The sequence below is a fragment of the Mycobacterium sp. genome, from assembly GCF_032161845.1.
In the GTDB taxonomy this organism is placed as follows: Bacteria; Actinomycetota; Actinomycetes; order Mycobacteriales; family Mycobacteriaceae; genus Mycobacterium.
The window spans coordinates 1-14522 of sequence record NZ_JAVRQA010000016.1 but is presented as its reverse complement, the minus strand read 5'-3'; the positions used below and the strand labels follow the sequence as shown (position 1 = coordinate 14522).

The following is a 14522-nucleotide window of genomic DNA, read 5'->3' as shown; positions in this document are numbered from 1 at the left end:
AAGCGGATGGGCATCGAGGGCATCTACCTCGGCGGCTGGGCGACCTCGGCCAAGGGCTCCATCAGCGAGGATCCCGGGCCCGACCTCGCCAGCTATCCGCTGAGCCAGGTGCCGGACGAGGCTGCCGGTCTGGTGCGTGCGCTGCTGACGGCCGACCGCAACCAGCAGTACCTGCGGCTCAAGATGACCGACGCGCAGCGCGCCGCCACCCCCGCGACGGACTACCGGCCGTTCATCATCGCCGACGCCGACACCGGGCACGGCGGAGACCCACACGTGCGCAATCTGATCCGCCGCTTCGTCGAGGCGGGCGTGCCGGGTTATCACATCGAGGACCAGCGCCCAGGCACCAAGAAGTGCGGCCATCAGGGCGGCAAGGTCCTGGTCCCGTCCGACGAACAGATCAAGCGTCTCAACACCGCGCGCTTCCAGCTCGACATCATGCGGGTGCAGGGCATCATCGTGGCGCGGACCGACGCCGAGGCAGCGAACCTCATCGACAGTCGCGCCGATGAGCGCGACCAGCCGTTCCTGCTCGGCGTGACGAACCTGAAGGTGCCGCCCTACAAGGCCTGTTACCTGGCCATGATGCGGAGCCTCTACAACCTGGGCGTGACCGAGATCCGCGGCCATCTGCTCTACGCGATCCCCGACGGCGAGTACGCGGTCGCGGATGCCTGGCTTCAACGCCAAGGCATCGCCGCGGCCGTCGCCGAGGCCGCGGAATCGTGGAAGAACGACAAAAGCCAGTCGATCGACGACGTCTTCGATGGCGTCGAGTCGAAGTTCGTCGATGCCTGGCAGCTGGACGCCGGCCTGGAGACCTACGGCGAGGCGGTGGCCGAGCTGCTGGCGTTCCGCGAGCGCGAGGGCGAACCGCTGGACATGTTGGCAGGAGATTGGCGGGAGTTCGCCAAGGGCGCTTCGCTGTACGCCGCGCGCGAGAAGGCCAGGGAGCTGGGGGCCGACGTTCCGTGGGATTGCGAACGGGCCAAGACTCCCGAGGGCTACTACCAGGTCCGCGGCGGTATTCCGTACGCGATCGCCAAGTCGCTGGCCGCGGCGCCGTTCTGCGACATCCTGTGGATGGAGACCAAGACGGCCGACCTCGATGACGCCAGGGAGTTCGCGCGGGCAATCCGCGCCGTCTACCCGGACAAGATGATGGCCTACAACCTGTCCCCTTCGTTCAACTGGGACACCACCGGCATGACCGACGATCAGATGCGGGCCTTCCCCGAGGAGATCGGCAAGATGGGCTTCGTCTTCAACTTCATGACCTACGGCGGTCACCAGATCGACGGCGTCGCGGCCGAAGAGTTCGCCACCGCACTCCGCCAGGACGGCATGTTGGCGTTGGCCCGCCTGCAGCGCAAGATGCGCCTGGTCGAGTCGCCCTACCGAACCCCGCAGACCCTGGTCGGCGGCCCACGCAGCGATGCCGCACTGGCCGCTTCGTCGGGACGTACGGCAACGACCAAGTCGATGGGCAAGGGTTCGACACAGCACCAGCACCTGGTGCAGACCGAGGTGCCGAAGAAGCTGCTCGAGGAGTGGCTGGCGTTGTGGGGCGAGCACTACGACCTTGGCGAAAAGCTTCGCATCCAGTTCCGGCCGCTGCGCGCGGGCGGTGAAGTCCTCGAGCTGGGCATCTACGGTGACGGTGAGGAGAAGCTCGCCAACGTGCTCGTCGACCCGATCAAGGACCGCAACGGACGCAGCATCCTGACGGTGCGCGATCAGAACACCTTCGCCGAGCAGCTCCGCAAGAAGCGCCTGATGACGCTGGTTCACGTCTGGTTGATCAACCGCTTCAAGGCCGACGCGGTGTACTACGTCACGCCGACGGAGGACAACGTCTATCAAACCGAGAAGATGAAGTCCCACGGCATCTTCTCCAACGTCCACCAGGACGTCGGCGAGATCGTCGTCGCCGACGTGAACCAAGAGCGCATCGACGAGTTGTTGGCGCCCGACCGCGAGGCGCTGATGCGGCTGATCCGCAAGGAGGACTAGCGCCGTCAGCCCGTTTTCAAAGGAACTTCATAGCTTCGTCTTGGCCGCGCATTAGGTCGGCCAAGCAACCTGATGCCATGAGTGCTTCCCTGGTGGCCGTCGCCGCGGCGCTCGGCGTGATGGTGATCGCCGAGCTCGGTTGGCATCGCGCGATCACCACCGCCAAGTCGGCGGGCCTGATCGGACCCGAAGTCGACGACTGAGAACGAGGGAGCGGTGGGCCACAAGCGGGCACGGCTCCGAGGACGTCCTCGACGAGTACGACGGTGAGCTCAGCTATTACCGCCAGGTCCGGCGGTTCGCGCGTGACGGCAAGCGCTGGATTTTGCTGCAGCATGCCGACGAGTACGCGGTCGAGGTCGAGCTGACCCGGAGCCAGATGGGGAGATCCGGCCGCTACCACCGGAAGACGCGTGGCGGCTCGCCCGCGAGTTGGACCTCGACGAGAACCGCTATCCCCGAGGTCGAACCGGGGCCAGAGCCGTCGGGCAGGTAGGGAGTAACCCGGCGAATCCGCCGCCGCTGGGCCCAACGACTCCTTCTTCAGCAGATTAACCATTAGCCAGAATCTTCGGTTACTGTTCTGGCGTGCCATTTGGCCGTTGCTGCGAGTTTGCCCGCACCGGGTCAGCCCACGACTACCCGGTGTCGGGCTGACCATGCTGGCCGCGGTGAGGCATCGGCTTCGTTCTGAGGACCACTACTACTGGTTCACGTCGTTTCTGGCGGGCAAGGGTCTCCAACGCGCCACCTGCCGCCTGACCGCGGTCACCATGCTCGGATTGAGCGTCATACCGCTGGCGATGATGCTCAGTGATCTCGGCCCGACGGGCTCGCGCAACCGCTGGCTCGCCGCCGGGGTGTCGGCCTGCTGCCTCGCGATGGCGGCGCTGTGGTCGAGGTCCACCTGGCCCACCCGCCTGCAGTCACAGCTGTGCGTGGGAATCGGCAGCCTCTGCATCGCCGTGGCCTGTCTCATCGAGGCACCTAGGCTCGGCCTCACGGGGGCCAGCGCCTTCATCGTGGTGTCGGCGTTCACCGCGCTGTTTCACGACGGTTGGCTGCTGGCCTATACGTGGCTCGTCGGAGCCGGGACGCTCGTCGCGCTGGCGGTGCGCCTCGACGGGTTCGAGCCGGTGGCCACCGGGTGCGCGGTGGCACTGTTCGTTCTGGTCAACGCCTTCGTAGTATTCGTCTGCCGCAACGTGATTCGCTTGGTCGACACCGACGTCCACTACGGGGAGCTCGAGCCGCTGACCGGGTTGCTGACCCGTGACGCGTTCTCCGACCGCGTCGCGACGATCGCCGCCCGCCACCGGGACGACGACCGCTTCCTCGCAATAGTGGTGGTCAGCCTCGACAGTTTCTCGCTGCTGACCGCGATGGGTGGCGAAGCCGGCGGCAATCAAGCCAGGGTGACGATCGGGCAGCGCCTCAGCGAGACGCTCCGGCGCGACGCCGTCCTCGCCCACGTCGGCACATCCGAGTACCTCATCGCCGACACCTTCAACACCACCGACGCCACGGTGCTCACCGAGCGACTCCACCACACCGTTCGCACCGCTCCGTACCGGTTGACGGCGAGCATCGGCGTCGTGGTGACACCGCTTGCCCCGCTCGTCGGCCATCCACCTCACGACGTGGTCGAGGAACTCATCACGATCGCCACCGCCAACGTGTACACCGCCCGCAGGAACGGCGGTCAGCGCACCGAAGCCACCGCGAACCCACGGCTCACCTCACTCGAAGACATCGATTCCGACGGCTCGGTCGACGACGACCCGACGACGTAGGAACACGTTCGGCTCAGGCAGTGCCCACCTGCTGGTGACGCGCGATGGTGAGGCGCATACCGCCATCGGCGTCGTCGACGTCGACCTTGGTCTCACGGCCACACACCGGGCACGTCATCGCCACATCGGGCGGCGGACCCTCCTGGACTTCACGGCCGCCACCTTCGCACTCACGTTCCATTCGCCGTCCTCTCAGGGAAGATTGGGCCGGGAGGCGCCCTCGGCACGCACCGAACCCCTGCGCCTACTGGCGCCGGCCGCCGCCAGCGGTCTCGCGACGTCCTCCAACGACTTTCCTTCGGCGTCGACGGCGAGGAACCACGCGACCAGTCCCCCGCCGACCATCACCGCGGCTCCGAGCAGATAGCCGAGGAACAACAGCAGGGGCCGCGAACCGTCGCCGATGAGCGCGCCGTACACGACCGGCCCGAGAGCGCCGAAGCACTGGGCGATCGCGAAGAACACCGCGATCGCCTTCGCCCGGACCTCCAGCGGGAAGATCTCGCTCACCGTGAGGTAGGCCGCACTGGCGCCGGCCGACGCGAAGAAGAAGATCACACACCAGGCGATGGTCTGGGTGATGGCGTTGAGCACTCCGGCGTAGAAGAGCACGGCACTCACGGCCAACAGCGCACCCGACAGGAGGTACGTGCCCGCGATCATCTTCCTGCGCCCGATCGTGTCGAAGAAGTGGCCAATCGTCAACGGGCCCGCGAGGTTTCCGACGGCGAACGCAATGAGATACAGCGGAGTCGACCCCGAGGGCACGCCGTAGAACTTGCCGAGCACCAGGGTGTAGGTGAAGAAGATCGCGTTGTAGAGAAACGACTGACTGATCATCAACGAGGCGCCAAGGATGGACCGCTTCGGATACTCGCGGAACAACACTCGCGTCAGGGCCACGTAGCCGATCTTCTCGGTGGGCTTGAGTTCGATCGCCTTCGTCTCGTCGACGGGCGGCAGCGTCGCACCGGTGGACTCGACTTCGCGTTCGATGAACGCGATCGATTCCTCGGCCTCGTCGACGCGACCGTTCATGACCTGCCACCGCGGGCTCTCCGGCAGGTGACGCCGCACCAGAAGGATGACAAGGCCAAGGACCGGGCCGATCAGGAAGGCGAGCCGCCAACCCAGGCTCAAGTCCATTGCCTTGAGGAAGACGAATGTCCCGAGCGTGCCGAGAATGGCTCCCGCCCAATATGTTCCGTTGACCGCAATGTCCACGCGCCCTCGGTAGCGGGCCGGGATGAGTTCGTCGATCGCCGAGTTGATGGCCGCGTATTCACCGCCGATGCCCATGCCTGCGATGAACCGGGTCGCGTAGAGGAACACGACCCAGCCGGCTCCGTTGCCAAGGGTCAGCGCGGTGAGGCCGCTGCCGAACAGGTACACGCCCAGGGTGACCATGAAGAGATTTCGTCGGCCGAGTTTGTCGGAGAGCCGACCGAAGAACAATGCGCCGACCACCTCGCCGGCCAGGTACACCGTGGCCAGGAATCCGACGGCGGCCGACGACAACCCGAGCGTCTCGGGCTGGCTGAGGGTGTCGGCGACGGCGCTGGCGACGGTGATCTCGAGCCCGTCCAAGATCCATGCGACGCCCAGTGCAACCACCAGTCTGGTGTGGAAGGACGACCACGGCAGCCGGTCGATCCGGGCGGGTATGAGACTGCGGATCGCGCCGCCCTGAGTCTCAGCGGGTATCGCCATGATCGCCTCCTCGCGAATCAGCACACACCGACCAACGCGCAGTTCCCCCCGCCCCGGAGTCCGAAACCTCACAGGAACCCGGAAGGGCCTCGGCGTAGATTTCTCTTCGGCGGCCACGGCTCGAAGACGCGTTCGTGGGAATTGCAGACATACCTCGGAAGGGGCGCGGCGTTTGAGCTCGACGTCAACGGCCGCTGTCGGGTTCCGCTCCGATCGTGGACCGGTCCTCATCTCGGTCATGCTGAGCACCGGTCTGGTCGCCATCGATTCGACGGTTCTGGCGACGGCGGTGCCGTCGATCGTCGGCGAGCTGGGCGGCTTCCACCAGTTCCCCTGGTTGTTCTCCGCATACCTGCTGGGACAGGCCGTGACCACGCCGATCTACGCGAAGCTGTCCGACGTCTTCGGCCGCAAACCGATTCTGCTGTGGGGCATCGCCCTGTTCCTGGTGGGCTCCATTCTGTGTGCCGTGGCATGGAACATGCTGGCCTTGATCGTCTTTCGGGCAGTCCAGGGACTTGGCGCGGGTGCCGTCCAACCCACGGCGATGACGATCGTCGGGGACGTCTACACGGTGGCCGAACGCGCCAAAGTGCAGGGGTACCTGGCTAGTGTGTGGGCCGTCTCGTCGGTCGTCGGACCGCTGCTGGGCGGCGTTTTCTCCCAGCTGGGGATCTGGCGTGGGGTGTTCCTCATCAACATCCCGCTGTGTCTGGTGGCGGCCTGGATGTTCAACCGGCACTTCCACGAGACGATCACACCCCGCCGCCGGACGGTTGATTCCCTTGGCGCGCTGCTCCTGGCGGTGGCGATGACGGCTCTGGTCCTTGGCGTCCTCGGCGGGGGCCAGACCTGGGCCTGGGACTCCGTTCCCAGCATCAGCGCCTTCGCGGCGGGTGCCGTGCTGTTGGCGACCTTCGTACTGGTGGAACGCCGGGCCGTCGAGCCGATCCTGCCGCTGTGGGTGTTCTCCCGTCGACTGCTGTGTGCCACCACCGTCGTCGCGTTCGGCGTCGGCGCCATCCTGATGGGACTGACCTCCTACGTGCCCACGTATCTCGAGGGTTCGCTGCACATCCGACCCCTGGTGGCGGGTCTGGCGCTGGCCGCGCTCACGATCGGCTGGCCCGCCACCGCGAGCGTGGCCGGAAGGCTCTATCTGCGATGGGGGTTCAAGAGGACCGCGGTCGTTGGAGCCGCCCTGGTGATCGCCGGCGCCTCGGTGCTGGCGGCGACGGCGCACCGACCGAACGTCGCCGTCGTCGCGGCAGTCTGCTTCGTGATCGGCGGCGGGATGGGGTTGTTGGCGGTGCCGACGCTGATCGCTGCCCAGTCCAGTGTGGGATGGGCGGAACGGGGCGTCGTCACGGGCACCAACATGTTCGCGCGGTCGCTCGGTAGTGCGGTCGGCGTCGCCGTCTTCGGTGCGATCGCGAACTCGATCTTCGGTGCCGGTGACATCCGGTCCGTCGGTCCGACTGCCATCCAGTCGGGTGCAGCGGCGGTGTTCGCCGGCGTCCTCGTCGTCGCCGTGGCGACCGCCGTCGCGGTGTTCGCCATGCCGACCACACCGGTTCAGCGCCTCACGGAAAGGTGACGACGACCTTGTCGGTGGCGCCCGGCGTGCCTGCCATCCGGAGCGCTTCGCCGACGTCGTCGAACGGGATCGCATGGCTGACGATCAGCGCATAGGTCTGCCAGTTCGCGATCAGATCCTTTGTCACCTCGAAGATCTCGTCCGGATAGCCCATCGAGCCGACGATGGTGATCTCGTTGCTCATGACGTTGGCGAATTCGACGGGAACCGGCTCCTTGTGCACGCCGACGATACCGAGCGTGGCTCCCCTCTTGGCGGCCGCCAACGCAGTGTCGACGACGGGCTTGGCGCCCGCGGCGTCGAGATAGACGTCGGTGCCTGCCTTTCCAGGGAACATCGCCTCGCCCTCACCGTGTAGTTCGACGAGGCGCGCGATGACGTCTTCCTCCGCGGAGTTGATGACCACGTCCGCACCGACCTGCAGCGCCTTCTCGAGGCGGGCAGCAATGACGTCGGCGACGACCACGTGGGCTACGCCGAGCGACTTGAATGCCAGCACGGCTCCGAGCCCCACGGGTCCGGCACCGAACACGACGACCTTGTCGCCAGGCTTCGGCCTGCAGCGGTTGACGCCGTGGCGGGCGACGGCCATCGGTTCGTTCAATGCGGCCACCTCCCAGGGGATGTGGTCGGGGATCACCTCGAGGCTGACGCCCCGCTGCGCGTTCTCGATGAGCAGGTAGTCGGCCAGCGCACCGCTGGGTCCGCCGTTGCCGATGATGCCGCCCGACGCCGCCATGGGGTTGACGACGACGTGGTCGCCGACCGCGATGCCGGTCACCTCGGCGCCGACCTCGACGATCTCGCCCGCGGGTTCGTGACCGAGCGGAGTGCACCCCTGCCGGGGCGGGATGCCTCCGATGGCGATGTAGAACCCATCGGAGCCGCAGATGCCGCAGGCGCGCATCCGGACCAGAACGTCATTCGGGCCAGCTTCGGGTGTCGGCACCTCGACGACTTCGGTCGTGCCGGGACCGGTCACCGTGGCGACCTTCATGCCTTCATCATCTCCAGAAACCCAGGCCAGTCCGGAAACAGTGCGCGGTCGACGATTTCGATGCGCACCCCGGTGGGATCGAGAAAGTAGGCGAACGTGGACAACTCGTCGCCGCTCGGTCGTGCCTCCAACACGAAACCAGCGGCCTCCAGGCCTGCGGCAGCCAGTGGCAGATCGTCGACCCAATATCCGAGGTGATGCGCTGCGCCAGTGATCGATGCGGTCCAGATGGTGCCCGGCACCTCTTGAATGACCTCGAGGTGTGGAGCCTCGATCGAATACACGAAGCCAAACGGCATTTCGAACTCTCCGTCGGCCGTCACCACCGACAACGAAGCTTCCACGGGTTTGGTCCAGCTGTACCCACTGACCGTGGTCAAACGCGCTGTCGCAGAGGCTATGTCGGGCACCACCAAACCAACGTGATAGTTGTCGGCGATGGCCAGTGGTACGGAATTCATGCGGTGCCCTCCACTTCGATGCCGACCGCAATGCCCGGAATCATCCTCTAGAACCGTAGAGGCGATACTCTAGGACCGTAGAGCTGAAGTCAATGCTTCGACGAAGGGCGATTCATGGGACTGCGCGGGTTGACCGATCGGGTCGTGGTCGTCGTCGGGGGTGCGACCGGCATCGGTGCGGCCACCGCCGCCCGCCTCGGCGAGGAGGGTGCCCGGGTCGTCGTCGGCGATCTCGCCGGGGAGGCCGCGCAACGAACTGCCGAGCGCATCGTCGCCGCGGGTGGGGTCGCGTCCGCCGCCGCCTTCGACCTGGCCGATCCGGATTCGGTCGCCGGTCTGATCGATACGGCCGCCAACGTCTACGGCGGCATCGACGCGATCTTCAACGTGGGCGCCGACATGGCCGCGATCCGCGCCGATACCGACGTCGTCGACATCGACCTCGAAATCTGGAACCGCGTCATGGCCGTGAACCTCCGCGGGTACGTCGTGGCCATGAAGCACGCCATCCCCCGCATGCTGACCCGCGGCGGCGGCGCGATCGTGAACATGTCGTCTGCCGCAGCGTTTCAGGGTGAACCCGTCAGGCCCGCCTACGCCGCGGCGAAGGCCGGGATCGGCGCCCTCACTAGACATGTCGCGTCCAGATGGGGCAAGGAAGGCATTCGTTGCAATGCCGTCGCACCCGGCTTCACCGCGACGGAGGCCATCCAGTCAGCGCCACAATGGCCCGAGCTCGAGGCCTCGGCGCTCAAGCGGATCCGCGCACCACGCGTCGGCGAAACCGACGACGTCGCCGCACTTGTCGCCTTTCTCCTCTCCGACGAAGGCGCGTGGATCAACGGCCAGGTCGTCAACGTCGACGGCGGCACCGTCCTGCGATGACCGAGATCGAAAGGTCATGACCATCTCGACTCCACGAAGACGCGACGGTGACGAACGTCGGCGAGCACTCTGCGACGCGGCGATTCAGGTGCTGGCCGATCAAGGTTCGCGCGGGTTGACCCACGGACAGGTCGATCGCCAAGCCGAGATGCCCGACGGCACCACGTCGTACTACTACCGCACCAGGGAAGCCCTGCTACGCGGGGTCGGCAAGCGCGTCGCCGAAATCGACGTCGCCAACTTGCAATTGGTCCGCGACGAACCGGCCAACCCCGACGCGCCGTTCGCCCATCTGGCGCGGCTGACCCTGATGCAGGCCACCGGTGACGGCCTCGCACTCAACAGAGCCCGACACGAACTCCTGCTCCGCGCCGCTCGCGACCCCGATCTGGCCGATACGTCTCAGGAATTCGTCGCCAGGATGAATGCGATGGCTCGTGACGCCATCGCGCACCTGCAGCCAGACACCGACGATCCCGAATTGCTGAAGGCGCAGACCACGGCCGTCACCACCTTCCTGGCCGGCGTATTCACCCGCCTCGTTGCCGGTGACCGCGGTATCAACGATGCCGAGCAGCTCTCCCGCTTGCTGCAGGCAGTGGCCAAGGCCGTGGCCTCTGAACGCGCCGACACCTGAGCGGGTATGGTTCGTGACGTGAACATCGGCACGCGCAGCTATTGGCGCTTTATCTCGGCTCCGGGTGGAGCCATGGATAATGCGCGTTAACGACCACCGCGCGATACGCCACCCGGAGCCCAGCAGCGACCACACGGTCGCTGCTTTTGTCATTCAGGGCACCGGATAGAGCACGGGTACGCCCTGTAAACCACTCACAGGAAGCCCGACCACATCATGACCATCACCAGCGCCGCCATTGACGTCGAAAGCACCTCGGACCGGCGCATCGTCTCCTTCCGCGCCGTGCCCCCGCCCGAACAGATCCGGGCCGAACTCCCGCTCCAACCCGGCGTTGCCGACGCGGTCAGGGACCATCGCGACGAAATCGTCGAGATCCTGGCCGGCCGTGACGACCGACTCCTCCTGATCGTGGGGCCGTGCTCGGTCCACGACCCGGTAGCCGCCCTGGACTACGCACGCCTGCTGGCCCCGTTGGCCGTCGCCTACGCCGATCGACTCAAGATCGTCATGCGGGTCTACTTCGAGAAACCACGCACCACCGTCGGTTGGAAGGGACTCATCAACGACCCCGGCATGGACGGCACCTACGACGTCGAGCGCGGATTGCGCACTGCCCGAGCCCTGCTGCTCGACATCGGAGCGCTCGGCCTGGCGGTGGGATGCGAGTTCCTCGAACCAACGAGTCCGCCATACATCGCCGACACCGTGGCCTGGGGCGCGATCGGCGCCCGAACCACCGAGTCCCAGATTCATCGTCAACTCGCGTCGGGACTGTCGATGCCCGTCGGCTTCAAGAACGCCACCGACGGCAACATCCAACCTGCCATCGACGGGGTGAGAGCCGCTGCGGCACAGCATGTCTTCTTCGGAATCGACGGCCTCGGCCGAGGCGCCATCGTCGAGACCGCGGGCAATCCCGACTGCCACCTGATCCTGCGCGGAGGGTCCAGTGGGCCGAATCACGACGCCGCATCCGTCGCCAACGCCGTCGACGTCCTCCTCTCCGCGGGACTGCCGGACAACGTCATGGTCGACTGTTCGCACGCCAATTCGGGCAAAGACCACGAGCGCCAAGCCGAAGTGGCCCGCGAGATTGCCATCCGCATCGCCGCCGGAGAGCGCGGCATCAGCGGCCTGATGCTGGAGAGCTTCATGGTGGCCGGCTCCCAGTCCGTCGGAGGACAGCTCGTGTACGGCCAGTCCGTCACCGACGAATGCATGGACTTCGCGACGACCGCCGACGTCCTCGCCCAACTGCACGAGGCCAAAACGGCGGCGTCGGCGAGGACGTCGCAACTAGGTTGATCAAGGTGAGTGCCAGTGGAGTTCGCCGTGACGACATTGCAATGACCGACACCGAGGTGCTGATCGTGGGAGCCGGGCCGACGGGGCTGATGGCTGCCGTGGCGCTGGCCAGGCGCGGAGTGCCCGCCGTGATCGTCGACCGCAAGTCCGGACCGACTCGCGAGTCACGGGCGTTGGCCGTTCAGGCGCGGACCATGGAAATCTATGAACAGCTCGGGCTGGCCGAGCAGGTGCTGGCCGGGGCCTACTCCGCAGAAACGATGCAGATCGGTACGGCGGCGGGCCCGAATCGCATTGGCATCACCGCAATTCAGCAGGGCGCGACCCGATTTCCCGGAATCCACGTCTTCGAACAGAGCCGAAACGAGCACCTGCTGTACGACGCGCTCCTGAGGGCCGGCCGCGACGTCCGGTGGAATCACCGACTCGTCGACGTGGTCGACCACACCGCCGAACCGGACGGTCGCGTTCAGGCCCTGCTCGAAGCCACCGACGGCGGACTATCCCGAGTGAGTGCCCGATGGTGCATCGGGGCCGACGGTGCCGCCTCGACGGTGCGCCGAGAACTGGACCTACGCTTCGACGGCGTCACCGACGACGCCACGTTCTGGGTCGCCGACATCCGCGGCGTCCGGGGTGTCCCCGAAGGATCGTTGGCGATGCGGTTCGGCAACGCGACCTTCGCCGTGGCCTTTCCCCTTGGCCCCGACGGTCACACGCGACTCGTTGCCCTTGCGCCGCATGACGCAGTCACCGAACAGGAGGCGTTGACCGCGGCGCGCACCGACCTTGGTCTCGAGCTTGGCCCGGTCGACTGGTTCTCCACCTATCGCGTTCATCACCGGGTCGCCTCCCGGTTCCGGGTCGGCTCGGTGTACCTGGCCGGCGACGCCGGACACGTGCATTCCCCGGTGGGCGGCCAGGGGATGAACACCGGCCTGCAGGACGCCCACAACCTCGCGATGCTGCTCGCCGACGTCAGCCAAGGCCGGCTGAGCGACGATACGCTCGCCCGCTATGAACGTGAACGTCGGCCGGTCGCAGTGCATCTGGTGAAGGTGACCGACCGCGCCTTCGGCGTCATCGGCCGACGCAGTCCGGCGACCGCGCTCTTCCGACGACGGTTCAGTTCGATCGTGGCCAGAGTGGCTCCGCTGCTCTTGAGGTCGCCCTTGGGACCGCTCCTCGGCGGCTATCTAGGGCAGTACCGCATTCGCTACCACTTCGCCGACTCCCGCCAGCCGACACCCGAATGGGCGGACGACCCTGCGGTGGGTCGGCGGCTCTCGCCGGTGGCCGACAACCAACAGTCTCTGCGAGACATGACCTGGCAGTTGCACGCCTACGGCGCGGCGGACGTCGCTCGGCCCGAAGTGCCCGACTGGATCAGCGGCCCATTGGCCTTTCCCGCCGATCCCCAGAAGCGCCTCCGAGCCGACCGAATCTACCTGGTCCGGCCCGATCAGTTCGTCGCGGCATCGATTCCGTTACGCGGGAACACGATTGATGCCCATCAGCTTCGATCGGCGATGGCAGCCCACGCAATGCTGGTCGACTGAGTCCGGTAGCTTGACCCAGACTTCGCGTCGCGAACGCAACGAGCGGCCATGGGTCAGCCCTTGACGTCGCCACCCGCCCGCGCGCGCACGTCGGCGGTCTCTCGCATTTGCCCGAGCACCCGCACCACCACCTGGGCCGCCAACCACAACGACACCTGATCGTCGGGGGAGACCGCGTCCAACATCTCGGCGATGCGCGCGTGGCGGACGTCAGCGCGCCCATCCCACATCCGCTTGCCCGCCTCGCCGATCATGACCAGCGACGCTCGGCCGTCATCGGGATCGCTCCACCGCTCCAACAGACCTTGGCGCTCCATGCGCTGAACCAACTGCGTCATGCCCGATTGACTGGCGCCCTCGGCCTCGGCAAGTGCCGTCAAGCGCATCGGGCCTTCCCGATGCAACCGGTTCAGCACCAGCGTCGCGCTGGCACTGAGCTCTTCGCGATCGGCGAGGTAGCGCCACATCGTGTCGGCCCCAAGTTCGACCATCTTGGCAATGACCTCGACTCCGCCAACGACCGTTCGTTCCATGAGAGGTTTATATCACTCACGTGATGCACTTGCGGGCAGGAAACGCTTTCGCGGACCACATAATTCCCGCCCTCGATTGGCATTTGAAGTGCGGCATCACGTTCCTGTCAGAATGCTGTGAACATCTGCCATGCAGTTGAACTATTCATCGTGCATAGGATATAAATCTCGTTTGATGGCTGCGGGTAGGCGCTGGCCCGGGTTGCGAAGGGTGATCGAGTGAGCCAACGTTCAGCCGCCAGGAAGTTCCTGGCGAGAACCTGGCTCCCCCTGGTGGCGGTGCTCGCGGTCGCAGTGGGATCGCTGTGCATGTGGAAGGTGCACCAAGCCTCGGCACCGGGACCCGTGCTCGCCGTCAACGGACCTCAGGCACCCGAAGAGTTCGTGCCCAAGGTGTTGACCTACGAACTGGACGGCACGCTCGGTGAGAGCGGGATGCTGTCCTACATGGACATCGACGGGCATCCGCACACGGTCACCCTCACCTCGTTGCCCTGGTCGCAGACGGAGACCACCACGCTCACCGTTGTTTCAGGCAGCATCTCGGCGCAGGTTCACGGCGACGACCTACACTGCCGAATCCTCGTCGATGGCGTTGTCCGCGACGAACAATCGGCGACCCGTCAGGACGCCGACGTCACCTGCCGGGTGAAGTCCGCGTGAGCGCGCACCAGGCAAAGCGACCGTTCTTCGCGAGGACGGTCCGCGTCCTCGCCATCCCGATCATCGTCTTCTGGGGTCTCGTCGCCGTCACGACGAACACCTTCATTCCGAAGGTCGAAGACACCGCCGCAGAACTCGCCGGTCCGATGGTTCCGACCTACGCGCCATCGCAGGTGGCGATGCTGCGCATCGGCGAGAAGTTCCAGGAGTCCACCTCCACCAGCCTGACCATGGTCGTGCTGGAAGCCGACCACCCACTGGACGACAAAGACCACCAGTACTACGACGACCTGATGCAACGGCTGAAGCACGACACCCAGCACGTGCAGTACGTCATGGATCTGTGGGGCAAGCCGTTCTCCG

The 14522-nt window shown here is 66.1% G+C and carries 15 protein-coding genes; 10 read left to right on the top strand and 5 right to left on the bottom strand.

Translation table 11 applies throughout. The annotated features are described in order from the left end of the window. The 3 genes from QOD90_RS00970 to QOD90_RS00960 all read left to right on the top strand — a co-directional run. Positions 1-2016: isocitrate lyase/phosphoenolpyruvate mutase family protein (locus tag QOD90_RS00970; protein WP_526345765.1), on the top strand; the 2016-nt coding region annotated here is incomplete at its 5' end. Between the two features lie 77 nt (positions 2017-2093). Continuing rightward, positions 2094-2219 (top strand): hypothetical protein, encoded by a 126-nt coding sequence (locus tag QOD90_RS00965; protein ID WP_526345763.1) that lies wholly within the window; start codon positions 2094-2096, stop codon positions 2217-2219. A gap of 399 nt (positions 2220-2618) precedes the next feature. After that, positions 2619-3809 (top strand): GGDEF domain-containing protein, encoded by a 1191-nt coding sequence (locus QOD90_RS00960; RefSeq protein ID WP_526345761.1) that lies wholly within the window; start codon positions 2619-2621, stop codon positions 3807-3809. A 13-nt stretch (positions 3810-3822) separates the two neighbouring features. On the opposite strand, the gene QOD90_RS00955 is transcribed toward QOD90_RS00960, so the two are convergent. Together QOD90_RS00955 and QOD90_RS00950 are read right to left on the bottom strand one after the other, a co-directional pair. After that, on the bottom strand, positions 3823-3990 hold the full coding sequence (locus QOD90_RS00955) for a hypothetical protein (RefSeq protein WP_526345759.1): 168 nt from the start codon (positions 3988-3990) through the stop codon (positions 3823-3825). 11 nt (positions 3991-4001) lie between these two features. Then, the gene (locus tag QOD90_RS00950; protein WP_526345757.1) at positions 4002-5519 is read right to left on the bottom strand and encodes an MFS transporter; all 1518 of its coding nucleotides are present in this window, start codon (positions 5517-5519) and stop codon (positions 4002-4004) included. Positions 5520-5757: 238 nt separating this feature from the next. On the opposite strand from QOD90_RS00950, the gene QOD90_RS00945 reads away from it, so the two are divergent. Beyond that, positions 5758-7116 (top strand): MFS transporter, encoded by a 1359-nt coding sequence (locus tag QOD90_RS00945; protein WP_526345755.1) that lies wholly within the window; start codon positions 5758-5760, stop codon positions 7114-7116. On the opposite strand, the gene QOD90_RS00940 is transcribed toward QOD90_RS00945, so the two are convergent. Continuing rightward, a complete protein-coding gene (locus QOD90_RS00940) occupies positions 7103-8113 on the bottom strand; it encodes a zinc-dependent alcohol dehydrogenase (RefSeq protein ID WP_526345753.1) in 1011 nt (336 codons plus the stop codon). The genes QOD90_RS00945 and QOD90_RS00940 overlap by 14 nt on opposite strands. Further along, positions 8110-8574 carry a VOC family protein gene (locus tag QOD90_RS00935; protein ID WP_526345751.1) on the bottom strand — a complete coding sequence of 155 codons (465 nt, stop codon included), beginning with the start codon at positions 8572-8574 and terminating at the stop codon, positions 8110-8112. Before QOD90_RS00935 ends, QOD90_RS00940 begins: the two co-directional genes overlap by 4 nt. A 114-nt stretch (positions 8575-8688) precedes the next feature. On the opposite strand from QOD90_RS00935, the gene QOD90_RS00930 reads away from it, so the two are divergent. The 4 genes from QOD90_RS00930 (at position 8689) to QOD90_RS00915 (ending at position 12963) form a co-directional block, all read left to right on the top strand. Next, positions 8689-9459: an SDR family NAD(P)-dependent oxidoreductase gene (locus QOD90_RS00930; RefSeq protein WP_526345749.1), complete on the top strand. Its 771-nt coding sequence runs from the start codon at positions 8689-8691 to the stop codon at positions 9457-9459. Positions 9460-9475: 16 nt separating this feature from the next. After that, positions 9476-10096: a TetR/AcrR family transcriptional regulator gene (locus QOD90_RS00925; protein ID WP_526345747.1), complete on the top strand. Its 621-nt coding sequence runs from the start codon at positions 9476-9478 to the stop codon at positions 10094-10096. Positions 10097-10312: 216 nt separating this feature from the next. Next, entirely contained in the window at positions 10313-11404 is a 1092-nt protein-coding gene (locus QOD90_RS00920) for a 3-deoxy-7-phosphoheptulonate synthase (protein WP_526345745.1), read from the top strand. A 41-nt stretch (positions 11405-11445) separates the two neighbouring features. After that, entirely contained in the window at positions 11446-12963 is a 1518-nt protein-coding gene (locus tag QOD90_RS00915; protein ID WP_526345743.1) for an FAD-dependent oxidoreductase, read from the top strand. Between the two features lie 53 nt (positions 12964-13016). Here QOD90_RS00915 and QOD90_RS00910 read toward each other — a convergent pair whose 3' ends face one another. Continuing rightward, positions 13017-13496: a MarR family winged helix-turn-helix transcriptional regulator gene (locus tag QOD90_RS00910; RefSeq protein ID WP_526345741.1), complete on the bottom strand. Its 480-nt coding sequence runs from the start codon at positions 13494-13496 to the stop codon at positions 13017-13019. Between the two features lie 219 nt (positions 13497-13715). Here QOD90_RS00910 and QOD90_RS00905 point away from each other — a divergent pair, with 219 nt between their 5' ends. Continuing rightward, positions 13716-14159, top strand: coding sequence for an MmpS family transport accessory protein (locus QOD90_RS00905; RefSeq protein ID WP_526345739.1), 444 nt, complete (start codon positions 13716-13718; stop codon positions 14157-14159). Next, the coding region (locus QOD90_RS00900) for an MMPL family transporter (protein WP_526345737.1) at positions 14156-14522 on the top strand (367 nt) is incomplete at its 3' end. The genes QOD90_RS00905 and QOD90_RS00900, both read left to right, overlap by 4 nt.

Bases quoted from the DNA above. Each gene is read 5' to 3' on its own strand.
- QOD90_RS00920 (WP_526345745.1), top strand. From the start codon at position 10,313: ATGACCATCACCAGCGCCGCCATTGACGTCGAAAGCACCTCGGACCGG.
- QOD90_RS00910 (WP_526345741.1), bottom strand. From the start codon at position 13,496: ATGGAACGAACGGTCGTTGGCGGAGTCGAGGTCATTGCCAAGATGGTC.
- QOD90_RS00915 (WP_526345743.1), top strand. From the start codon at position 11,446: ATGACCGACACCGAGGTGCTGATCGTGGGAGCCGGGCCGACGGGGCTG.
- QOD90_RS00925 (WP_526345747.1), top strand. From the start codon at position 9,476: ATGACCATCTCGACTCCACGAAGACGCGACGGTGACGAACGTCGGCGA.
- QOD90_RS00930 (WP_526345749.1), top strand. From the start codon at position 8,689: ATGGGACTGCGCGGGTTGACCGATCGGGTCGTGGTCGTCGTCGGGGGT.
- QOD90_RS00965 (WP_526345763.1), top strand. From the start codon at position 2,094: ATGAGTGCTTCCCTGGTGGCCGTCGCCGCGGCGCTCGGCGTGATGGTG.
- QOD90_RS00945 (WP_526345755.1), top strand. From the start codon at position 5,758: ATGCTGAGCACCGGTCTGGTCGCCATCGATTCGACGGTTCTGGCGACG.
- QOD90_RS00940 (WP_526345753.1), bottom strand. From the start codon at position 8,113: ATGAAGGTCGCCACGGTGACCGGTCCCGGCACGACCGAAGTCGTCGAG.
- QOD90_RS00955 (WP_526345759.1), bottom strand. From the start codon at position 3,990: ATGGAACGTGAGTGCGAAGGTGGCGGCCGTGAAGTCCAGGAGGGTCCG.
- QOD90_RS00950 (WP_526345757.1), bottom strand. From the start codon at position 5,519: ATGGCGATACCCGCTGAGACTCAGGGCGGCGCGATCCGCAGTCTCATA.
- QOD90_RS00935 (WP_526345751.1), bottom strand. From the start codon at position 8,574: ATGAATTCCGTACCACTGGCCATCGCCGACAACTATCACGTTGGTTTG.